The organism is Pseudoalteromonas sp. L21 (assembly GCF_021728035.1).
Taxonomy (GTDB): domain Bacteria; phylum Pseudomonadota; class Gammaproteobacteria; order Enterobacterales; family Alteromonadaceae; genus Pseudoalteromonas; species Pseudoalteromonas arabiensis.
In genome coordinates, this window is record NZ_JAKKCV010000003.1 from 453,312 (window position 1) to 477,572 (window position 24,261).

At 40.6% G+C, this 24,261-nt stretch carries 17 protein-coding genes; 2 read left to right on the forward strand and 15 right to left on the reverse strand.

Annotated features, from left to right (window positions below; all coding sequences use genetic code 11):
* Positions 1 to 60: 60 nt before the first annotated feature.
* From L3V41_RS10875 to L3V41_RS10940, 14 genes are all read right to left on the reverse strand, one after another.
* On the reverse strand, positions 61 to 849 hold the full coding sequence (locus L3V41_RS10875; RefSeq protein WP_062570380.1) for a LytTR family DNA-binding domain-containing protein: 789 nt from the start codon (positions 847 to 849) through the stop codon (positions 61 to 63).
* Positions 846 to 1,901, reverse strand: a complete 1,056-nt coding sequence (locus tag L3V41_RS10880; protein ID WP_237127714.1) for a histidine kinase — start codon at positions 1,899 to 1,901, stop codon at positions 846 to 848. The genes L3V41_RS10875 and L3V41_RS10880 overlap by 4 nt, the downstream gene beginning before the upstream one ends.
* A 60-nt stretch (positions 1,902 to 1,961) precedes the next feature.
* Entirely contained in the window at positions 1,962 to 4,493 is a 2,532-nt protein-coding gene (locus L3V41_RS10885) for a glycoside hydrolase family 3 protein (RefSeq protein WP_237127715.1), read from the reverse strand.
* Between the two features lie 37 nt (positions 4,494 to 4,530).
* Positions 4,531 to 5,307, reverse strand: a complete 777-nt coding sequence (locus L3V41_RS10890; protein ID WP_237127716.1) for a family 16 glycosylhydrolase — start codon at positions 5,305 to 5,307, stop codon at positions 4,531 to 4,533.
* Positions 5,308 to 5,372: 65 nt separating this feature from the next.
* The gene (locus L3V41_RS10895; RefSeq protein WP_237127717.1) at positions 5,373 to 8,063 is read right to left on the reverse strand and encodes a TonB-dependent receptor; all 2,691 of its coding nucleotides are present in this window, start codon (positions 8,061 to 8,063) and stop codon (positions 5,373 to 5,375) included.
* 220 nt (positions 8,064 to 8,283) lie between these two features.
* Positions 8,284 to 9,042: a subclass B1 metallo-beta-lactamase gene (gene bla, locus L3V41_RS10900; protein WP_237127718.1), complete on the reverse strand. Its 759-nt coding sequence runs from the start codon at positions 9,040 to 9,042 to the stop codon at positions 8,284 to 8,286.
* A gap of 125 nt (positions 9,043 to 9,167) precedes the next feature.
* Positions 9,168 to 9,623, reverse strand: coding sequence for a TnsA endonuclease N-terminal domain-containing protein (locus L3V41_RS10905; protein WP_237127719.1), 456 nt, complete (start codon positions 9,621 to 9,623; stop codon positions 9,168 to 9,170).
* A gap of 547 nt (positions 9,624 to 10,170) precedes the next feature.
* Positions 10,171 to 11,631, reverse strand: coding sequence for a hypothetical protein (locus L3V41_RS10910; protein ID WP_237127720.1), 1,461 nt, complete (start codon positions 11,629 to 11,631; stop codon positions 10,171 to 10,173).
* Positions 11,632 to 11,713: 82 nt separating this feature from the next.
* The gene (locus L3V41_RS10915) at positions 11,714 to 12,532 is read right to left on the reverse strand and encodes a DUF4238 domain-containing protein (protein ID WP_237127721.1); all 819 of its coding nucleotides are present in this window, start codon (positions 12,530 to 12,532) and stop codon (positions 11,714 to 11,716) included.
* Positions 12,533 to 12,659: 127 nt separating this feature from the next.
* Positions 12,660 to 12,962: a hypothetical protein gene (locus L3V41_RS10920; protein WP_237127722.1), complete on the reverse strand. Its 303-nt coding sequence runs from the start codon at positions 12,960 to 12,962 to the stop codon at positions 12,660 to 12,662.
* A 736-nt stretch (positions 12,963 to 13,698) separates the two neighbouring features.
* Entirely contained in the window at positions 13,699 to 16,587 is a 2,889-nt protein-coding gene (gene gcvP, locus L3V41_RS10925) for an aminomethyl-transferring glycine dehydrogenase (protein WP_193988471.1), read from the reverse strand.
* A gap of 199 nt (positions 16,588 to 16,786) precedes the next feature.
* Positions 16,787 to 17,176, reverse strand: coding sequence for a glycine cleavage system protein GcvH (gene gcvH / locus L3V41_RS10930; RefSeq protein WP_062570365.1), 390 nt, complete (start codon positions 17,174 to 17,176; stop codon positions 16,787 to 16,789).
* Between the two features lie 88 nt (positions 17,177 to 17,264).
* Entirely contained in the window at positions 17,265 to 18,347 is a 1,083-nt protein-coding gene (gene gcvT / locus L3V41_RS10935) for a glycine cleavage system aminomethyltransferase GcvT (protein WP_062570364.1), read from the reverse strand.
* Positions 18,348 to 18,526: 179 nt separating this feature from the next.
* Entirely contained in the window at positions 18,527 to 19,126 is a 600-nt protein-coding gene (locus tag L3V41_RS10940; RefSeq protein ID WP_237127723.1) for a hypothetical protein, read from the reverse strand.
* A gap of 124 nt (positions 19,127 to 19,250) precedes the next feature.
* On the opposite strand from L3V41_RS10940, the gene L3V41_RS10945 reads away from it, so the two are divergent.
* Complete coding sequence (locus tag L3V41_RS10945) at positions 19,251 to 20,096, forward strand: LysR family transcriptional regulator (RefSeq protein WP_062570362.1); 846 nt, start codon at positions 19,251 to 19,253, stop codon at positions 20,094 to 20,096.
* Between the two features lie 312 nt (positions 20,097 to 20,408).
* On the forward strand, positions 20,409 to 22,559 hold the full coding sequence (locus L3V41_RS10950; RefSeq protein ID WP_062570361.1) for a TonB-dependent receptor: 2,151 nt from the start codon (positions 20,409 to 20,411) through the stop codon (positions 22,557 to 22,559).
* Between the two features lie 237 nt (positions 22,560 to 22,796).
* Here L3V41_RS10950 and L3V41_RS10955 read toward each other — a convergent pair whose 3' ends face one another.
* Positions 22,797 to 24,101, reverse strand: coding sequence for an MFS transporter (locus tag L3V41_RS10955; RefSeq protein WP_062570360.1), 1,305 nt, complete (start codon positions 24,099 to 24,101; stop codon positions 22,797 to 22,799).
* Positions 24,102 to 24,261 lie beyond the last annotated feature (160 nt).

Sequence of the window (24,261 nt, forward strand, 5' to 3'; positions counted from 1 at the left end):
ACTAAAATTAGCCACCGTAAGGTGCTGTTTATAACCCTTTGTAAAGCAGCACCCGTCTCCTTATATGAGCTTTTTTAATTGCTTACTATAAGTTCGGCTTACTTTTAATGTTTTACCTGTTGTTAACGTTGCCATATATTCAGAGTTACGAAGTGGCTCAAGCTGTCTTACGTAAGTTAAATTGACGATGGTCGACTTATGGATCCGCAAAAATGCCTCTGGTAGCATATTGCTTTCAAGCTCTTTCAACCTTGCTCTCATAACATGGGTTTCGGTTGCAGTATGCACACACATATAGTCACCGGCTGCATCAATCCAAAGAATATCGGTGAATGAAATTATTTGAATCGGATTTTTAGCGTCTCGGATCACCAAGTGATCACTATCAAAATTATACTCTGACTGATTGACAGAATGTTTGTGATGCTCAGCTTTGTTACTCACTGCTTGCTCGAGCGCTATCAACTCACTTTTTTGAAATAGCTTTACGTTACTGACCACTCTTTCTATAGCTTCTGCAAGCCTGTCTAGTTTCACTGGTTTTAATAAATAATCAATAGCTCTAACTTCAAAAGCTTGTACTGCATGTTGGTGAAAAGCTGTGACAAAGATGACCGCTGGACATGCTTCGGGTTGAAAATACTTTATCAATTCAAAGCCTGATTTAGTGGGCATTTCGATGTCTAAAAAAATTAAGTCAATTTCATTATTGTTTATGAGTTCAATAGCATCGTCAACACTGCATGCACTCCCAACAATATTGATTTCAGGAAATTGTTCGAGCCGAATACGTAACCCTTCGACAGCACTGTATTCATCATCAACCAGTATCGTGTTTAGTTTTATCATTTATTGTGACCACTTATTGGTAAGATTATACATACCCAAGCACCACCTTCGCTTAAGTTGCCCTTTTCTAATCGGTGTGACTTTCCATACATTAACTTTAGACGTTGCTCACAATTTGCTAATCCAATCCCTCTTTTGTTGGTGCTTTCATCACCAAATCCCTTGCCAGTATCAGACACTTTTATATTTAAATAGCTCTTTGTTTTTTCTATCGCAATGGTGATACACATTGACTGGTTTGAACGCATGCCATGTTTTAATGCATTTTCTACAAGAGGTTGAATCAACATGGATGGGATTAGCAACTCGTTACAATCATCTGCCACAGAAATATCAACAACCAGCTTGTCTGTAAACCGGCACTTTTCTATGTCTAGATAATTGCTAAGAATGCCGATTTCTTCTTTAATTGTTACTTTTTCCAGTGGATCTGTATATAAACTGTGCCGTAAAAGGTCACACAGTTTTTCAAGCATTTTTACAGCCTCTAAACTTTCTTTCTTCAAAATCAATGTACAAATTGCATTGATACTATTGAACATGAAATGGGGGTTTAGCTGGTAGCGCAGCATTTTTAATTGTGACTCTTTAGCTAAATGTGTGGCTTCTGCTGCTTTTTGCGTTTGCTCTAAATTATCTAAATAAATCTTAATCCCATAATAAAACGCGGTCCACGTTGAAAGAACCGTTAATGACGCCGATGTCCATGTGCCAAAATCAAACCATGTCATTGGTTGCCATAAGTTTCCATAAAACCACTGAAGTGTTATCCACTTTATTTGCGTCCAAATTAACGTCGCGATTATGACAACGAAAATATGAAGCGCAATCTTCAGCTTTAGCTCAATAAAATTGATAGAGGCGAATAGTTTTCTAAGGATAAGAGTAATTAGAAACCCGCAAGCTGTGTCAATAATCAAATGCGGGATATGGATAGTCCAAGGCTCATCACTTGGTACTTTAATCATTAACTCGGTTAGCATTGCGTAAACAACCCAACCACATATCTGAAACAGCCAAAATAAGTGGCCGCGGGGGTTACTAGTATTCAAATTATTCAATCCATAAGGTAAAGCTGATAAGCATTACTTGCCCATCAGCTTTACTAAGATTTAGTCAGAGCATGAGAGTAAATAAGCATCTGCATTTGGTTTACTAGTCAGTGCTATATCCGCAACAGCTAAGCTGGCAGCCTTTGCTGAAACATTTAACACCTCTGTCACCTTGGTTATATTATTTAACGCAGATGGACAATTTAACGGTATCGCTAACGTATGCCATTTCTTATCATTCATCAAGGCTTCTATTGATGCAAACTTAATGTTGCGCAAGCAATTTCCTTCATTACACATTACTTGCAATTGAGCCTGATTACTTGGCGCAGTATTAATTCTCATTTTAAGTTCAAGAATAGCTGACTTACTTGCATCACTGAGCACTTCAGGCTGCTGGTAGCTTAAGCTCAAAGTGGCTTTCTTTGCCCCTGCTCGCCAAATGAACTGCCTTGCATCTTCCTGATAAGACAAGTTAACTGATTGCATTAACAAACTAGCACCATCACCACTGGTTGCAGAAGAGCCTGTGGTTTCAGTGGCTGCTGTTTTTGCATCTTTAAGTTCCCACACTAAGTGCTCTGAAAGTCCTCTTACAAATAAAGGCTTAGCGTCATCACTTGCCACCTTTTTAGGTGTTGTCTCTTCACTTAATAAAGGCACATTAACCGTATCTTGATAAGTTAATCCATAATCATAAGCAAACAATGGATCATACGTTTTGTCACCTAGGTTTAATGTGTATTGCGTATCATACTTTGGCCATGAAAAGCTTAATCTACCAGAGAAATCGAACTGAGTGTTACCCTTCGCATCTGTCAATAAAACATCTGCCACGCCCTCACCTTCAGAGCCGGGTAACCATGCAGCAACAAATGCATCAGATGCATTGAGTTCTTTATTTATCCAAAGTGGCCTACCGCTCAAAAATACAGTAACAACCGCAATACCATCAGCTTTTAATTTTTTCAATAATGCTAGATCTGCTTTTGTTTTATGCTGATATTCAAGATATTCGATATCACCAAACCACTCTGCATAAGGCTCTTCACCTATAACTACAATCGCTACATCAGGTTTGACCGAGTAGTTTCCGGCTTCATTTAGTTCAATTTGCCCACCAGCTTTTTCAACTTGCTTCTTCAAACCGTTATAAATTGACGTTGCATTAGGGAAATCATCATTGGTATTGTCTGTACCTTGCCATGAAACGCTCCAACCACCCGCTTGCTTTGCAATATTATCGGCACCCTCGCCAGCAACCAATATCTTGCTTGTTGCTTTAATAGGGAGTATTTGGTCATTATTTTTTAGTAACACTAATGATTTACGAACCGCTTCTCTAGCGAGCTCACGGTGCTCAGCAGCACCTAACCATTCAGGATGCTGAGATTCAGATCGGCTTGATGGTTTACCTCTTGAGAAAGCTCCCCATCGAATTTTCGCTCTCAAAAAGCGTCGAACAGCATCATTAATTCTTTCTTCAGAGATAATCCCCTCTTTCACTTGTGCAACCGTATTATGATAAAAGGCCTCAAAGTGCTCTGGGACCATAATAACATCGACACCGGCATTAATAGCAGCGGCACATTGCTCTAAGTCACAGCCTTCAACGAATTTATGGGCATTCCAGTCGCTAACAACAAAACCATCAAAGCCCATTTGCTTTTTAAGTACCTCGGTCAGTAAATACTTATCACCGTGCACACGTTGACCATTCCAACTATTAAAGGACGCCATAACTGACTGAACCCCTTCATTGATCGCTGAAAAATAGCCAGGGCTATGAATGTCTCTCAATCCCTTTTCATCAATAATGGTGTTACCACGGTCTATACCACGCTCAGTTCCACCATCACCAACAAAGTGCTTTGCTGTTGCAATCCGATTTGTTCCTGTTAAGAAATCATTGTTGATGTTTCCCTGAATACCCACAACCATTTCGCCTGCGTAATCTTTAACTAAATCAGGGTTCTCAGAGTAGCTTTCATATGTTCTACCCCACCGATCGTCCCTGACTACTGCGACAGTAGGCGCAAAACTCCATTCTATTCCGGTTGCAGCAACTTCTTTTGCTGTTGCTTGACCGATGCGTTTAATGAGCTCTTTATCTCTGGTTGCACCTAAACCGATATTATGTGGAAATAACGTAGCTCCATACACATTGCTGTGTCCATGCATCGCATCTGTGCCCCAAATAGTCGGGATTGCAGCCCCATCTAATGATGCATCTACAGACGCCTGATACATTTCGTCTGCGTATTGAAGCCACTGTTTCATCGAGGCTCGTTTATTACCATAAGGCGCGGTATTACCACCATTCAAGTACGATCCAAAGCCATACTTGCGCATCTGTTCGACACTTAAATAGCCTATTTCAGGTTGAATCATTTGCGCTACTTTTTGCTCAATTGTCATTGTTTCAATGAGCTCATCAATTTGCGTTTCAACAGCAGGGTCTTGCTTGAGTTTAGTATTTACATCGGGCCAGTTTACCTGTTCACTGCCGATGGCATGTGAAAGATGACTATAGACAAGCCCAACAAGAACGAATGGGCTTAATAATAACGCTGAAAATTTAAATCTAGACATTTAAAACCTATAATACAACACGTTGAAAAATAAATAGTTAGTTAGGTATGTATTCAATAAAATCATAATATACCCAAGATGAAGCACCATAATATTGCCCAGGAAAGTAATTGGCTTCTTGTGAGTTATCGCCGTGCCAGTGATTAATCATAATTTTGGTGTTATCAACAGGCCAAGCGTACACAGGTATCTCATTATGTGTGAGCACACCATCACCATTATCTTTATACACGGTACGAATAGTTTGCTCTTGGCCATTGGCATCATAAAGATACCAACGAATAACACTGCTAGACCAATCAAAGCCTATCATGAGCAGGCTTTCACGGTAATCGAGACCATATTGACTTAAATCGATGTCCTTTTCCCAGCTCTGATATACTCCGCCTTGCGGCTGATAGATAATATTTGTATGCACAACATTACCAAGTGAGGGGAGCAGCTCAATATCGATTTCTTGCCATGCTCGACCAGGGCTATCCCACCATGATGTGTAAGTGAATATAGATGAAACCGTACCCGCAATATTTCCTGACTTTAAACGTCCTTGTACTTTGCCATAACTATAAAACTGATTACTTTGTAACTCTGAGCATCTGCCCTGCGATAACGACAGTGTTAAACCATATTCACTGGGGCTTAGCATATTAGGCTGAAAAGTACACCCAAATGGCGTGCCATTATCCCCTTGTCGTGCCGTCCAAATACTAGTGTTATAACCCCAAGCGAAGTTATCTTTAAAGTAGTTAGCACTTAAACTAGGGGATAAAAATGCAATACAGAAAATTGATATATGTAGCCAATTTTTTTTCATTTTTTTGCCTCATATCTGGTTCGCCCCCAAATTGCTAAGCAAAATGAGGGCATCTAGTGGTAGGGTTAAAATGAGAAACCGGCTCTAACACCATAGTATCTTGGCATGCCAAAACTTCCTTTTGGTACACCTTTACTTGTGTTGTTCCAGTATTGAATGGTCTCATCAGAAGCGTTATTAATGAACAGCTCCGCATACCATGTTTGACTTTGCGGCTCATACTTCAAAGAAGCATTATATACCGCGAAGGCATCTCGGCTGTCATCGATATACTTTGTCGCTTCATCAGAAACGGCAAAATCCATATCATCTAAATGCTTATCTAAGTTCCATACCGTTGAATAGGATTTGTCTTTCCAACTTGCGTTAAACCAGCCATGAATAAAGCCATATTCACCTAAATTGAACGTATGCGTATAACTAATATTCGCAGTGTATTTAGGTGTCATTGCTAGATTGTTACCCTTGAGGTTAGTGGCTAACAACGTGTTTTCTGGGTCTTTTGATTCTTCATAAGAGATATCGAATAAATATTCTGAGTCATAGTCCCACTTGGTATTCCAATCTTCCGTAATTTTAGCATCAGTCCAAGTTACGTAACCTGTAATACGACCATTTGGATATGGCTTCCAATCAAACTCGAATTCAATACCTTTAATCGTCGATGCGGGAACGTTCTGCGTGTAATACGCTATAACGGGTTGATTTTGATAATCAAGAATAGGATCACCATTATCATCTAAAATCGGTGTTCCGTTGTCATCTTCCACAACTGATAAGCGTTCAACATTACCAATCGAACCAACTGATGCATACTGCATATCGGTATAGTCTGTGTAGAAAAAAGCAGCTTTTAAGTTCAGCGAGTTATCAAAAAAGCTTGATTTAGCACCTAGCTCCCAAGTCAGTACTTCTTCTGGGTCAAACTTCGTTTCGAATCGTGTAACATCACCGGTTCTATCGTTAACCACTTCGTACACATCACCAATACCACCCGCTTTAAAGCCACTCGCTAAGTATGCATAGAGCATGGTTTCTGATGAAATGTCATAGTCTAAACCAATACGGAAATCATGGTGCTGCCAGCTTCCTTTATTGTCGTTTTCAAAATAAGACGCATATATAGATGAATCTTCATAATAGTCGACTGGAAGGTTATTTAACTCAGTTCTATTTAACCAACCAACAGTACAGCCATCTGCATTTGAGCAACGATAAGTTCTACCGCCTTTATCTTGCTTTGTTTCATCACTAAAACGATAGCCCAAAGTTGCATGCAATTTTTCTGTTAATTTATAAGTTCCTTGGCCAAAGATGGCAAATGCATCCGTTGAGCGATCGGGTTGATCCCAAAATGCTTTATCATCCATCGGGTTATCGTAATAACCCACCGTTGTGGTTTTTTCGTGAAAGTAATTAGCACCTACAATCCATATAAAGTCACCGTACTCATCGGATTGAAGTTGAAGCTCTGTTGAAAACGATTCAGCCCCTGTACCGTCTAGGAAGTAAGTAGCACCATCCCAAGGATCAAGACCCACTTCACTGTCTTGTGCTGACTCTCTTTCCATGTCTTCATAACCCATCAACCACACAATATTGTATTTATCATTTAGGTTATAATTTAACGTGTTGCGAAGATATGTGATGTCCAAATCTAATTGCCCAGGAACATTCACAACCGCCTGATAAGTGTTATCACTTGGCAAGAAGTTTGCGCAATCGCCTCCCATTTCAACTGGGCGTCCTCTTAACTTATCACAATTAACTAAATCAAGATTATTGCTGCTGTTGTTTACGTATTTTTGGAAAACCGTATGGTTTGAGAAATTACCATTTAATGGCTCCCAAAGTGTACTGATACGAAATGAATACTCATCGGCATTATTATAAAAATCACTTTTATCGGCAGGTGTTAACGCACGAACTTTTTGTGCTTCAGGGTCTGTACCCGCGCCGTCAATCCACCAGTTTTCTCTTTGAGTAACCGTTTGGCCCACACCTTGATAAGAGTCTTCAGATATTACAGGGGCATTCAATACATCATCAGAGAGTCTGCGAGTATCGTATTGGTTAGGGTCATAGTAGCCTTCTAAATAGGAATCACGTTTTAAACCTTTAGCAGCAAAACGAACTGCAAATTCCTCATTAATAGGAATATTAATCATGCCATCAATGTTTTTACTGTTGTACTTACCAGCTTCAACATTGACGTTACCAAAGACGTTTTCAAATTGCGGCTTTGCAGATATAACGTTGATACTACCGACCGTGGAGTTTCGGCCAAATAAAGTCCCTTGCGGACCACGTAATGCTTCAACACGGTCAATATCGTACATAAGTGCAAGCGCTCCTTGCATTCTAGGTGAATACACACCGTCTAAATGCACACCAACCGCAGGGTCACCAAGCTCTGTGAGATTGGTAGAGCGTACACCACGCATTGAAATAACAGGTGCAGACTGGTCTGTTGCTGTTGAAATATCAAGACTAGGAACAAGGTTAGCAATATCCTTAATATTATTAACCCCATTTTTTTTAAGCTCAGCTTCTGTTAGTGCCGTAATCGCTACGGGAGTTTCCATTAATTTAGTTTTACGTTTTGTTGCCGTAACAGAAATGATTTCTAAGCCACTTTGCGGTTCTTTTGCTGCTTTACTATCAGTATCCTGCTGATTTTCGTTTTGTGCATATACAGGGAATGAGCAAGCTAAAGCGACAGCAACTGCTAATGCCTTTTTATTTATTGTGTGCATATTCAACCTTTAGATGTGTGTTCAAATTTAAAAGTATTTACTTTAATTTAACAGTATCTGCAGGTTCATTTTTCATTGCTAGTCAAATTCGGCAAGACGAGTTTCAAATAATACAAAGCGAATTTAAGCTGCTTTTGAGTTCAGTGCTAAAAACTTTTAGGCGCAAGCGACCTTAGAATGTGCTGAGTAAATCTAAAGCCGCAATCGTAATAATGACTGGCTATTTTAGACGTTCTGTTATTAACTTTTCCGTATGTGGGAGCAAGTCATACCCGCCAACGCGACCATGACCGGGTACAACAATCGCTGCACTTTTAAATTTCCTTTTTAATTGCTTTGTTATTTTAAGCCAAGAATGTACATCGCCATGTACTACATTACCAACAGACGATGATTGAAGTGCTCGAACAGCGCAGCCACCAAATAAAATTCTTTTATCAGGTAACCATGCCATAACATTGTCCATTGCATGCCCTGCCCCTGGAAAAAATAGCTCAAGTGAGCCAAATTTAACAACTGAGCCCGCTTCTTCAAGTTCACTGATGATATTGTTTGGAACCGCTGCCCCTTGCTCTGTCGTTAGCTGAACAGTTAAAGGATGGGCAAAAACCTTTATTCCCTTCGACTCAAGCACATCTACTCCAGCAGCTCTATCGCCATGGGCATGGGTGACAAATGCTTTACTTACTGGCAATTTTATTTCTGAGTTAATAGCCTCAAGTAGCTCTATGGTGAGTAATTCACCCCACGCTGTATCGATAAGAGTTAAACTATCCCCTTCTTTCACAATTAAGCCATTTGAAGGGAATCGAGTACCATCTGGGTAGGTATAATAAGTTGTATGCAGCCACACACCATCTGCTAATTGTGTGATGCTGATTTGGTTAACACTATTACTATGCGCGAAACCAGCATAACAATTGACTAATAACATTAAAAAGAAAAAAACACTGACTACGCGCCTAACTCCCGTGACCATTCCTAATTATCCTTATAAAGATACTAAAAATAAATTATACGTAAAACTTTTAAAAAATAGGAATAATAATTATAAAAAACGACTTTCCCTTTCTAACTCGCTAGCTTTTGTTGTTAATCTGCTGTCTAGCAAACTCTGGGAAGTCCAGTGTTTAATTTATAAATTTGTTCCCAGTATTTGAACGTGTACGCGATGCGATATTCTTTCCCTTCTTTATTTCTATATGTTGCGAGCAAGTCTGTAGTCATCACATGCGCTACATTCGTTTGCCAGTTTCGAGGATGAATCAAATTCAAACTCACTGAAATATCGAGCGTCTCGTCTAAATCTAGAGCGTATTGAGAAAAGATTCGCACTATATTCTTTTGAAGTAGAAGTTTTTTATATGCCCTTAGCTCACCATCTGACAACAAGTGGACGTGAAGCTTTTGGATTGGACAATAAATCCAGTGACGGCGACCGATTTGATTCACATCGCGAACAGTTAAATATGATTCATAATCATCTAAGTTATGAATCAACTTTTTCCATTTATTTAACTTTCTGATTGTTTCCGCGTTGGTTACAACAAGTTTAGACATAGACAACTCTGCACAAATAAAAAACAATTTAGCAGAGAAAAGTTTAATCAAGCAGTCTACAAAACAACCTAACTATATGATATAATTGAGGATATAACATATCGACAATTAAAAAACCTGCCAATTTTAAGAGTGGCAATTTTTGACACTTTTAAAATCATAATAAAAACAAGATACTGGTATTTTCGGGGTTATTTACTATTTCAGTATTAATAAACAATGGCAGAATAGGAGAATAATTTTGGTTATTAAAAACACGATATCAATAACGAAAAACTCTTAATAATTTTTAATTATTCTCCAACTTGATAGTCATTAATCGATAACACAATGTTAAATGGGGAAGACTAAACCTTCGTAAAAGATATTTTTGCCTGATTCTCATATTAAAATGAGTGATCACAGAGATTCAAAATCACTTTTGGACATAAATAAGTTGGAACTCATTGACCGATTTGTGCCAATTGCAGACGGTGGTAACGTTGCGCTCTGCGGAAATTTAGGAGCGCCAGCGAGTAAATTTTCCGTAGCAGCGCCTTGTTATATTTCACTTCCCTTTTGCTCGCGAAATTACTCCCATCATGGAGTGAGAAAACTGTCCAATTTCAGCTTTTTCATCAAGTTTATCTGAAACATACTTACCTGCAGCTGCAGCCGCACCAAGGGGAAGTAACGCACCTAAGAAAGGAGCTAAAACTGGAAACATAGTTACACCTAATGTTCCACCAGCAATTAAAGCTGTGTATTTATGCTTTGCTTGATATTTATCATTAAATAATGAAACTTGCTTCTCATGCTTCGATATTGCTCTTTCAATATGGGAGCACACTTCAGCAGCAACAGACCCTAAATCTTCGACCTTGGTATTAGGTAAGCTGTTAACTAAATCTCTTAACTCTCTTCTAAACTCAATATTTTCATCTGTCTTTCTCAATGCCACAAGTTGCGAGTCTTCAATATTAGCTAAATAATCAAGTCTTTTAGATGTAAGAGACTGTAAAATTGCTGATGTAGATGGGTCAAATGACGCAATTTCACCAGCAGATGTATTCTTCATATTTGCAATAAGCTGGTAATAATGTGCCTGCGCATTAACACACAGAAATGGATGACTCCTAAGTTCATCTGCATTTTCTAGTAAATGATAATTTGGCATAATACGTTCAAAGATCGCATTAGTTACAACACTTACATCACCATTCGAAAACAACTCATTACACCAATCTTCTGACCTCCACTTCCTCATTTCAGCTTTGTAATTTTCTAATTCTACTTTCACAGACTCCCCTGGCTCAGAATCTGGTGAAACAAAAAGTCTTGCCTCTTCTATCTTTTGAAAGTATTGGTCGGGGTGATTTGTAGCGAACTCCATTATATCTTGCGGGTGCGCTATACCTGAATCGACATAATGTGAAAACACATCGGTGATCAGTTGAACACTATTTTCTTGCGTTTGATGATCGTGTTCTTCAAGTGATTTTTCAAAGCTTGGAAATATAATAAATGGCGGTAGATCAAACTCGTCACCTTTAATGTCAGACAAATGCAATATGAAAAAAGCCATTTGAAGGGGTATGACATGATTAAACTGTTCTTCATCACGTTTTTTTTCTAACCACGGCATGACAGGGTCTGGAATTAAAACTGTATCGGAATAGAGAAGTGATTTACGTGTAGCATTTAACTGTGTTTGTAAAAAGCGACTACTCCCTCCCAAGTTCAATTTACATGCATCTAATTTCTTGGCTGCACTAAAAGCTTTACCACCTTCTTCTGAATATAATTTCTTAAGATTTTTTTCGAGAATTGAAAAAGCCATCATAGACTTTTCAGCTCTCTTAGGGCTCTCTCTTAAAACAGATGCCATTCCTTGAATTGACTCAGAGAAGTTCCCCAATGGAGAAAAATCACGAGGCAAACAGCCTGTAACGCAGAGGAAAAACTCCGTTAATATCTCAAAATACCTATCTTGATAAATAATTAAATCGTGTAATTCCTGCTGACTCACTTAAAGACTCCATTTGAAATATAACGCCGCCAACACCGGAAATTTAGGAGCGACAGCGAGTAAATTTCCGGTGTTGGCCTTGTTAGCTTGCTGTATCATCAGAGTTCGATGACTCAACGTAATAGTTAACTGCATTTCTTTTCATAACATTATTAATGAACTGAACGGACAAACATGAATTTTTCACTAAATTTTCATAAGTTGATTCAGCAATTAACACTTGTTTCGGGTTAAGAGGAAGTACATGAAACCCTTCGAGGAAATTGGTACAAAAAGCATCTGATAGGATAAAGTTATCATTGTCGCTTTGATACAACCGCCACTTTTGATTTTTTATACTTCCGCACCATTGTGCGAAGGCTTGATTCATTGCCATTTTTACAACACCTCTCGCCATATGCTGACTATCAGGATCTATTGTGGCCTTTACGATTTGAACAGGGCCATCCATTTCCAATTCATTATCTTCTAATTCAGATTGATTATATTCATGCGATATTGAAGAAGATTCTGATGGGTAGTGGGGACGCTCTTTATTAGCAACCCAAACCCTAACACACAGCAATACATAATAAGCCATAACATAATCGGGATGGGTAAAATCATTTCCATTTTTCATAAGCCCGATCTGGCTTTGATAGTTATCTTCATTGCTTTTCAACATCTTCGATTCTGTCCATTGATCCCACAACCTCATAACACAGAAGTATGGGCTTTTAGCAGGAAGTGTTTTTAACTTCTTGCTTTCAATGTCAAATATCTCAACCATTTTCCCATCAGAAGACCACTCTAAAAGATGTTTGTTAGGAATTACATGTTGATTAACAATTATTTTATTAGGGTTGTTTCCATGCTCATTAGTCTTAAGCAATGGCTTTTCGTGTCGGGATAATCGCGCCATGTAATATCTCTTTATTGAGGCAGGGAAAGCTAACGCGTGAACGCCGTTTTAAGCGGCTAAAAATAGTTGGCTACAATTTGTGAGGTACGAACAAAGCCAACTGTTTTGTCCGACTTGAAAACACTTGTTATGCGTGAACAGTATAAAAAACATACATAAGTCCCAAGCCAACCATTAGAACAATTAAAGAGGTGAAAGCAATAACCTTTGCTTCAATATTTCGTTCAATCTTACCCGTACCTATTCTTGTATTGGATTTTTTATCTATTTCTTTAAAAAATCTACGAGTACCTATATTTTCATTAAAAATACTATGAAATACATGATTCCCGACTAAAACATATATAACTAGCCCTAAAACTAATAGCCCTACGGGAAGATAATTGCCATTATAAAGCCCCGCAACGGCAATAAAACCAGCAGAACCCATAGCTGTATCCGAAAATATTTTAGATACAGCATGAGCACTTTTGTAATACTTATCCGTAACTTTTGGGCATGGTAACAAAATGCAACTTACTAACATTATGAATGTACATATGACTGCTCCATATATAACATTTAAGTATGTTGCGTTCGCAAATATGAACTCAAAAGAAAATCCAAGTTTTGAAATGCCCCACACACACAAACTAATAGAAAACCACAACATGAATGGAAATGGACTTACACGGCTATAATTAGTGTCTATATACCCTAGAGAATTTACAAACTTCTTAATCAATTGAATTCCTTTACGCATAACAATTTAATAGTGCGCTAATCGCGCATATTTCTGCCGACGCTACGCTCATTTTTCTACATTATATGTTTTAACAAATAGCCTAAGATATTACCATCACTAAGTTTTCTAAAGCTTTAAAGAAAAGTTAAATAGAACAATATGCACTCAGCGCCCATTTTCATGAATATATGCGAAAAGAGCAGTTTAACCAATCTATTAACGACAATATTTAGCCAGTATCAATGACCGATTATCGCTCGAAGCGGCCCGTCAACATTCCAGTTTGTAAATCGTTTTGGGGCAAAAACGAGTTAACAAAAAGGCGAACCATTTCTGGTTCGCCTTTTTAGAGTTCAACTAGCTAGATTGTCACAATCTTAATTACCTGTCACAGACTTCATTAAAACTGTCACAAACTTCATTACCAGTTATCAATCAAACCTTAGTCACGGTATGTCTCAACCGCTGGGCATGAACAAACTAGGTTACGGTCGCCGTATACGTCGTCGATACGGGTTACTGTAGGCCAGAATTTGTCTTTTGCTACGCTTGGTACTGGGAATGCTGCGTAGAAACGGTCGTATGCACGGTCCCACTCATTGCCTAGTACGTCTGCTTGTGTGTGCGGTGCAAACACGAGCGGGTTGTTTTCAATTGACCATTCGCCAGATGCGATACGGTCGATTTCTGACTTGATTGACACCATGGCTTCGATGAAACGGTCGATCTCAACTTTAGACTCAGACTCAGTTGGCTCAATCATGAGTGTGCCAGCTACTGGGAATGACATAGTTGGTGAATGGAAGCCGTAGTCTTGTAGACGTTTAGCTACATCCATTTCAGAGATGCCTGTTTGCTCTTTAAGTGGGCGTAGGTCAACAATACACTCGTGCGCAACGCGGTTGTTACGGCCACGGTATAAAATTGGGTAGTGCTCGCTTAGCTTCTCAGATAAGTAGTTAGCGTTCACGATAGCCATTTCTGTTGCTTGTTTTAAGCCTTCAGAGCCCATCATGGCAATGTATGCCCACGAAATTGGTAAAATAGCTGCTGAGCCGTAAGGGGCAGCAGAAACCGCACCGTTACCGATGTTTGTGCCAGCAACATTGATGACGCTGTGGTTAGGCATAAATGGCGCTAGGTGAGATTTAACACCGATAGGGCCAACACCTGGACCACCACCACCGTGTGGAATACAGAATGTTTTGTGTAGGTTAAGGTGCGATACGTCAGAACCGATTGAGCCTGGGCTTGTAACACCTACTTGTGCGTTCATGTTTGCGCCGTCCATGTACACTTGACCGCCATGCTGGTGTACGATGTCACAGATTTCACGAATTGTTTCTTCGTAAACACCGTGTGTAGATGGGTAAGTGATCATGATACACGATAGGTTTTCAGATACCTCTTCGGCTTTCGCTTTAAGGTCTGCCATATCAACGTTACCGTTTTTATCACAGTCAACAACCACGATTTTCATGCTTGCCATTTGTGCAGACGCTGGGTTTGTACCGTGCGCTGAACTAGGGATCAAACATACGTTACGGTGACCTTCACCGCGTGACTCATGGTATTTACGAATCGCGATTAAGCCTGCGTATTCACCTTGTGCACCTGAGTTAGGTTGTAGTGAAACTGCATCGTAACCTGTGATGTTTACTAACCAATCATGTAACTCAGTCATCATGATTTGGTAACCCGCTGCCTGATCAAGTGGGCAGAATGGGTGTAAGTTTGCAAACTCAGGCCAAGTGATTGGGATCATCTCAGCTGTCGCATTAAGTTTCATCGTACATGAACCTAATGAGATCATTGAGTGGTTAAGCGCTAAATCTTTGTTTTCTAGACGCTTGATGTAACGCAGCATTTCAGTCTCGCTGTGGTACGAGTTGAAGTTAGGGTGCGTTAAAATTTCGTCATCGCGTACTAGGCTGGCAGGAATAGAGTTGCTGCCGTTTACTTCGATTTCGTTTGCTAGTGCGTCAACGCTCAGGCCGTGGTCTTCACCTAAGATGATGTCGAATAGCTCAGCTACGTCTGCACGCGTTGTTGTTTCTGATACAGAAATTGAGTATTCACCTGCGCGGTTAGAGGCAAAGTTAACGCCGTGCTCTACTGCACGTGCAACGATTTCGTCTTTGTTATCTGCAACAACAGTCAGTGTATCGAACCATGTGTCGTGCTTAAGGTTTACACCTTTCGCTTTTAAGCCTGCCGCTAAGATGTCTGCAAAACGGTGGATACGCTCAGCAATCGTTTTAAGGCCTTGTGGACCGTGGTAGACCGCGTAGAACGCTGCCATGTTCGCGAGTAGTACTTGCGCTGTACAAATGTTTGAGTTGGCTTTTTCACGACGAATGTGTTGTTCACGTGTTTGCATTGCCATACGCAGTGCGTCGTTACCTAAACGGTCTTTAGAAACACCGATAATACGACCTGGTAGTGAACGCTTGTACTTGTCGCGTGTCGCGAAGAATGCAGCGTGTGGACCACCGTAACCCATAGGTACACCAAAACGCTGTGCTGAACCAAGCACTACGTCTGCACCTAGTTTACCTGGTGCTTTAAGCAGTAATAAGCTCATGATGTCTGCAGCAACACAGGCAATCGCTTTTTTGCTTTGTACGCCAGCGATTAAATCGGTTACGTCGGTGATTTCACCCGTTGTTGATGGGTATTGGAATAACGCACCAAAAATGTCGTGGTCTAGTGCTTCAGCTGCTTTACCAACGATAACGTCAAAACCGAACTGCTCTGCACGTGTTGCAACAACGTCGATTGTTTGTGTGTGTACGTCATCAGCAATGAAGAATGCATTCGCTTTAGACTTTGCAACACGCTTTGCAAGGCCCATAGCTTCTGCCGCAGCCGTTGACTCGTCAAGTAATGACGCGCTTGCTAAGTCAAGACCTGTTAGGTCTAGGGTCATAGTCTGGAAGTTTAATAATGATTCTAAACGACCTTGTGCAATCTCTGGTTGGTATGGTGTATACGCAGTGTACCAGCCTGGGTTCTCAAGTACGTTACGTAAAATAACGTGTGGTACGTGAGTTGGGTGGTAGCCTTGACCGATGTATGATTTGAACACTTTATTTTTGCTTGCTACAGATTTTAAGTAGCTTAGTGTTTCAACTTCAGTGCGGCTTTCGCCAATTGATAAACCTTGCTCTAAGCGAATGCTTGCAGGTACCGTTTGACCGATCAGCTCTTCAACACTCGATACTCCAAGAGCGCTCAGCATGTCGCTTACTTGCGCTGGGCTTGGCCCAATGTGACGGCGAATAAAATCTTGCTTTTGCTCTAATTGTTCAAGAGATTTGGCGTTTGACATTTGTCCAGATTCCTATGATCCAAAAAAAAGTGGTTACTGCCAATGGGTAACTGGCAATAACTTAAAAACGTGTTGATTTAGTAACTTACAGCGTATGGAAACGTAAGCTATAAAATCATAAAAGCCCCAGTGAAACCCAAGCTAGGTAGTTGATTAGCTAGGTATCTAGACGGGGCTTTTAGTCGGCGTGACTAATTAATTAGTCTTCGTCGATTGTGTTAGCGTAGCCTTCAGCGTCTAACAGGTTATCAAGCTCTGATGTGTCAGATGCTTTGATACGGAATAACCAACCGTCAGTGTACGGGTCGTTATTTACTGTTTCAGGCGAATCTTCAAGATCTTCGTTGATTGCAACGATTTCACCGCCGATAGGTGCGTAGATGTCTGATGCTGCTTTTACAGACTCAGCTACTGCGCAGTCTTCACCCGCGTCAACTTCATCACCAACTTCTGGTAATTCAACGAATACCATGTCGCCAAGAAGTTCTTGTGCGTGCTCAGTGATACCTACAGTAAACGTACCGTCACCTTCGTCGCGAACCCACTCGTGTGAAGTAGCATATTTTAATTCGCTTGGGATATTGCTCATCTTTTTGTTCCTTTGGTTCTGATACCAATCATGCTAACAACTCAACATGATTGGCATTATTAGGTGATAACACCAAATTTTTTATAGTTTAGATAACTGATTTACCGTTACGTACAAAGCAAGGTTTAACAACCTTAACGTTAACCAGTTTTTTACGCATCTCTACTTGGGCTGTTTCGCCAGTTGAACGCGGAACGCGTGCTAGCGCAACACTGTGACCAAGCGTTGGTGAGAATGTACCAGAGGTAATCACCCCTTCACCACCTTCAACGATGACTTTTAAACCGCTACGCAATACGCCTTTTTCTTCAAGCACTAAGCCAACTAGTTTATCTGTGCTCTTGTCAGCGCGTTGCTGCTCTAATACTTCACGACCGATAAACTTACGATCTTCTGGCTCCCATGCGATTGTCCACGCCATGTTTGCAGCAAGTGGAGAAACACTTTCGTCCATATCTAAGCCGTAAAGGTTCATACCCGCTTCAAGACGTAACGTATCGCGCGCACCTAGACCTGCTGGCGCTACGCCTGCGTCTAGAAGTTGTTGCCATAAATCAGCAGCTTGATCGTTAGGTACTACGATTTCATAACCATCTTCGCCAGTATAGCCTGTTGTCGCAATAAATAAATCACCTGCTTGCACACCAAAGAAAGGCTTCATACCTTCAACAGCAGCTTGTTGCTCTGCGTTAAGTACTGTTGCTGTTTTAGCACGTGCGTTAGGGCCTTGAACGGCAATCATTGCAAACTCAGGACGCTCAGTCACTGTTACGGCAAAATCAGCCGACACTTTAGCTAAATGTGCTAAATCTTTTTCACGTGTTGCTGAGTTAACAACTAAACGATAGTCAGTGTCTGAAAAGAAGTAGATGATCAGGTCGTCGATTACGCCGCCTTCTTCGTTAAGCATACCTGTGTAAAGTGCTTTACCTGGTACAGTTAACTTAGCAACATCGTTTGCAACAAGCTTACGTAAGAATGCTTGTGCTTGTTCGCCTTGAACATCAACAATTGTCATGTGAGATACGTCAAACATACCTGCATCTGTGCGAACCGCATTATGCTCTTCGATTTGTGAGCCGTAGTTGATTGGCATTTCCCAGCCGTGGAAATCAACCATTTTTGCGCCAGCTTCTAGGTGCTTAGCATGTAAAACTGTTTTAGAAGTCATAATATTCCTTCACTTTTAAATTAACCCACTAGTTGTGGGGCGTGGCCTCAATTTAATGAGGGGGAATAACATGGGCGGCGATTATACATTAGTTGCACAGTTGTCACACCCAAATTGCGATTTTGTAACTAAAAACAGCTAAACACCCAAGTGTATAGCTGTTTTAAAAACTTTCTATTTTAAGCAACGTTGGCTAAGGCTAAATCAAAACCGAGCTGCTGTAAGTGCGTTTGCCATTTATCAAGCTCTGCTTGGCGCGCCACCAGCTGAAATTGCTGTGTTGCTTGGTTGTCTATAGCGGTTATAAACACTTCACCACTTTGTGCACCATAGCAGCTGCGCATGTCTGATAAACGCAGCCCTGGCGTTAGTTTAAAGCTGTCCACCAAGGCATCAAACGCTTGCTCACCACTTAGGGTTAGCGCGCTTAAATCGTCCCGCATTACATAATCAATGTCGTAACGTAGTTGTTGCTCATTAATAAGCGACTGTAATTGCACGCTGGCATCTTTACCTAGCACAAAACGAAATGCGGTTTCATTAAAGTAGTACAGGGCATAAGCGTAGCTGCTTGTTAGGTCATCGTCTAATGAACTACGTAAGCCTAAACCGCTGGCGGTTAGCTTATTAATATCAATACCTAAAATAGCCGTTAAAAATGGGATTGCTTCAGTGCCACTAAAGTCCATAATGGCAGTATCGTTATTTGCTTGTAGCACGTTGTCTGCTGGTGTCTCAGCTTGGCTGTGGCGAGCAAACATTATTGGCGTAAAAGTCATATGTGACACCTATCAATCGTTAATGCTTGAAGTATATTGCGCCGTGCAGGCAACAACAAATTGTAATTATTTATCAATTGATAAATAATGCTTATATATATAGCCCTATAAATAGATTTTTTTTATGAAAAATATTTCTACCGACAGTTTACGCACCCTAGTCACCGTTGTTGAAGTAGGCGGCTTTGCCAAAGCGGGTGAGTTATTGGGGCTATCGCAACCGGCTGTGAGCTTACAAATAAAGCGCCTAGAAGACATGCTTGGCCACAAGCTGTTTAAAAAGCAAGGACAGCGCCAAGTGCTTAACCAGTATGGTGAGTTGCTCATGCCATTAGCTAAGCAAATGCTGCAACAAAACGACGCTATTTTGCAGCAGTTCACCAGCGAAAACGTCACCGGTAAAGTGCGTTTGGGGATCCCAAGTGAATTTGCCGCACGTATTTTACCTTCGATCATTGGTGATTTCGTTGCCCTCTACCCTGATGTATCGCTCGAAGTACGCTCTCGTTTGAGTAAACATTTATTGTCGGTTTCACGCCAAGATCAATTCGATTTAGTACTGGCATTAAACGAAGAGCTCGAATCAGCCAAGTTCCCTATTTTTATGCAAGACCAACTAGTTTGGGTAGGCGATTTAAGCCTTGCGCAAAACGATGTGGTAACACTTGTAACCGCTCCAGAAGGGTGTATTTATCGCCGCCGTGCAATCGAAGCACTACAAAGTGCAGGTATTAAATACCGTATTGCTTACAGTAATGCCGACTTAACGGGCCTGACTGCCGCCTTAAAAGAAGGCTTAGGCATTACGGTGCTCGCAAAAAGTACCGTGCCCAATGAACTTAACTACCAGCTACAAACTAAAGATCTCCCTGAACTTGGTCAAATTGGCATTAGTTTAATAAAACGCGCTGATGAAGCTGGTAACGCAGTAGATAAACTCGCTGAGTTCATCGCCTTGCGCTTAACCTAAGGTTGAATCACTATAAAAGCAGTGTTTACGACACGAATGTAAGCCAAAACATCGTGCATAGTTAAAACAGCATATTGATATCAATCATTAAGTTATTGCATTTTCCTAAACAAAACCCCTAGCAATCATCTTAAAATCAACCCTAAAACACTAGATAAAGTATAGTATTACAATACTACCATAAGGTAATTTTACTCTTTTATATCAAAAACTTAATCATTAGTACCTATTTTAGTACAAATAGGATTGATTCGTATTATTTTCCATGTTTAAATTACACCGTTTCAAAACCAAGCACAGACAGGACACACAATGACACCTAAGTTTATTGTTTCAACACTTTCGACTGCAATCGCGTTATCTTTAAGCGCCAATGCACTTGCAAAAGATGCAACAAAAGAAGAAAAAAGCTTTGAACAAATTACTGTAATTGGCTCAGCTGCAGCTATTAATGATATTCCAGGTTCAGCAACGTTTATTAGCGAGCAAGAGCTAGAAAAGTTTGAATACACAGATATCTCACGTGTATTGAGCTCAGTACCTGGCGTTTATGTACAAGAGGAAGATGGCTATGGCCTTCGCCCAAATATCGGCATGCGCGGCACGGGCACTTCTCGTAATGATAAAATATCTGTAATGGAAGACGGCGTACTTGTAGCCCCTGCTCCATATTCTGCCCCTTCAGCTTATTACTTCCCTACTATGGGTCGTATGGAGTCTATCGAAGTACTAAAAGGTGCAGCCTCTGTTAAATATGGTCCTCGTACAACAGGTGGTGTTTTAAACTTAGTTTCTCGTAGTTTACCAACAGAAGGCTCTAAAGGATTGTTTAATGCCGAGCTTGGTAGTGATGGCTTCTATAAAGGCCATGCTTACTACGGTAAAAAGAAAAACAATGCTGCGGGCCTTGTAGAAGTATTCTCTTATGGTGCTGATGGCTTTAAAGATCTACCTGTTGGCAGTGACAACACTGGGTTTGAGAAAAATGACTTACTCTTAAAATTTGGTTTTGATTTTGGCGATAACGAAGCCCATAGCCTAGAAATGAAACTAAAGTATTCTGATGAGCGCTCTGATGAAACATATATGGGCTTAACAGATGCAGATTACAAAGAAAGCCCATACCGTCGTTATGCAGCATCACAAAACGATGAAATGAATACACGCCACAATGCGTATCAGCTAAACTATGCATATCGTTTTGGTGACGGTTACGAACTACTGGCTACGGCTTATGTAAACGACTTTCACCGTAACTGGTATAAAGCAAGTAAAGTGGGTACAAGCTACCTTGAGCAATACAGCGAGTTTGAAGCAAACCCAACAAGCGAAGGTATCGAAGGCATTGGCGTAAAAGCGAATAACCGTGACTACCAAGCAAAAGGCTTACAAACTGAGTTCCACATTCCAGCAGGTAACCACTACATTACTGTTGGTGCTCGTTACCATGAAGACGAGATGGACCGCTTTCAGTGGCAAGACACATACACGCTAAATCAAGACCTTTCAATGACGCTAACTGAAAGAGGCGTACGTGGTTCTGATAGTAACCGCGTAGATAGCGCTGAGGCGACAACATTCTTTATCCAAGATCAATGGACTCTTGACGCATTAATCATTAATGCTGGCCTACGCTACGAAGATATTACGATTACACGTGAAGAGTGGTCTAAGTCTGATCCAACACGCTCTAATGGCCTAACAAAAGATATCAGCAACGACAGCGATATTTTAGTGCCTTCACTTGGCGCAACTTATACATTAAACGACAACCTTACGCTGCTTGCAGGTATCCAAAAAGGTTATGCTCCAGCAGCGCCAGGTAACGCTGACCAAGAAGAAGAAGAGAGTGTAAATATTGAGCTTGGTGGTCGTTATGATTACGCTGGAATCACTGGTGAAGTCATTTACTTTAACTCTGACTACAGCAACATGCATGGTAACTGTACTGCAGCTGTAGGTTGTAGTGATGACAACATTGGCGACCAATACAACTATGGTGAAGTATCAGTATCTGGTTTTGAGCTAAGCGCGGGTAAAGTATTTACAAGCAATGCCGCATCATTCCCTGTTCGCTTAACATACACATACACTGACTCTGAGTTCGAAAACGATTTTGAATCTGACCTATGGGGAAGTGTAACAAGTGGTGATGAAATGCCATACGTGCCTGAAAACCAGCTAGCCCTTTCTGTTGGTGCTGCGTTCTCAAGCTTCGTATTCGATACGCAAATGCGCTATGTTTCAGATGCGCATGCAGACCTATCAGACTCAGGCCGCAATGCAATCGACAGCCGTGTAGTATGGGATTTAGCAGCTAAATACCTTATCGACGACAAACAAAAAGTATATCTAACTGTAGATAACTTGTTTGATAAGACTTACGTTGCAAACCGCGCTCATGGTGGTATCCAAACTGGTAAACCACGTACCCTACAACTAGGTTACAGCTACTCGTTCTAATAAAATGACTTAACGAAAGTTTAAAAGCCGTGTGATGAAAATCCCACGGCTTTTTTGTGGAATAAATTCGCGCGAAATGAATTTCACGCCTACGGCGGCGCTTATATAATTGTGTAGGCGTTATGCTTGCATGGCGCGTTTATTAAAGCATAACCATTAAGATAACCTATACGAAATAAAAAAAGCCGCGGTGATGGGCGTACCGCGGCTTTGCCTAACTTGAATTATTACACCAAGTTATTTCCAACTTCTCATCTTATGACCTTTTAAGGCATAGAATAAGATAAATACATAGCTTGGGATCATCACAATGTACGCGCCTTGTGCACCAAGGCCTGCCACGTTCCCAAGGCCAATTAATAAAGGACCTAATGCACCACCAGCAATACCCATGATCAATAACCCTGAGGCTGTGCCAGTTAAACGGCCCAAGCCTGCAAGCGCTAAAGGCCAAATTGCTGGCCACACCATAGCATTAGCAAAACCGAGTAAAGCAATACATAACAGAGGATCTGGAAGCTCTGGGCCACCAAATGGCACTAATAAAAAGTTTGAGATAATGAATGAGTCGTTGCTACCCATAACCACTAACAAGACTGTGATAATACCGGCAATACCCGACATTAATAACGCAGTTTGCTGACTCATAAAGCGTGGAATAGTTAAAATACCAATTGCATAACCAATTAACATACACGCCATGGTGTATGAGGTCATCACTGAATAGTCAGCTACACCAATTTGCAACGCGTACGAGCCAATAGTATCTGCGGCAATCACTTCAACAGCAACGTATAGCGCAATACCAACAACACCTAAAACTAAGTGAGGGTGTGCAAGAGTTTCTTTAATTTCGCCTTTGCCATTTGATGATTGATCTTCATCAAACACTAAATCAGGTAATGGGGCAAATTTAGCAAATGCCGCAAAAAGCATGATTAAACCAGCAATCAGTACATAAGGCATGATAAGGCTATTTGCCATGATGTCTTTTTGTTCTTGCGATAATTTGCCCGCACCATCCACTACACCACTTACAACCACAGCAGCAAAAATAACAGGCACGATAACACCTGCAAACTTATTTAATAAGCCCATAATACAAACACGCACTGCGGCTGACTTTTCAGAGCCCATTTTAACCACATACGGGTTAACAGCAGTTTGTAAAACAGTTTGCCCAACACCAATCATTAACTGAGCAAACAAAAAGATTTCGATCATTTGCAGTTTAGCGGCCGGAATATACATTAACGCCGACAAAGCCATAATAGCGCAACCAATCGCCATACCGTTTTTATAGCCGACTCGTTTTATAAGCATTGCAGATGGAATACCAGCAACGGTTACAGCAATGTAAAATGAGGAGATAATAAACGAAGCTTGTAACGGCGATAGCTCAAGCATTTGTTGTAAGAATGGTGTAATTGCGCCATTAAGCCAGGTTATACACCCTAGAATAAAAAACATCGAGCCGGCCAATACCATTGGCAGCCAGATGCTTTGTTTTGTGTTGTTGTCACACTCAACCGTTGCTTCCATAATTGTTCTCTTGGTTAATTATTTTTATTTGGCGGGTCATAATAGCAGCTTTCTGCCGTTTAATTTCCATACCAATCACAAAAATTTAATCATACACTAACAAAAATGACAGCGCTATCATTTTGCTGTGTGTACAACATGAAAAAGCCGCAATCAGCAG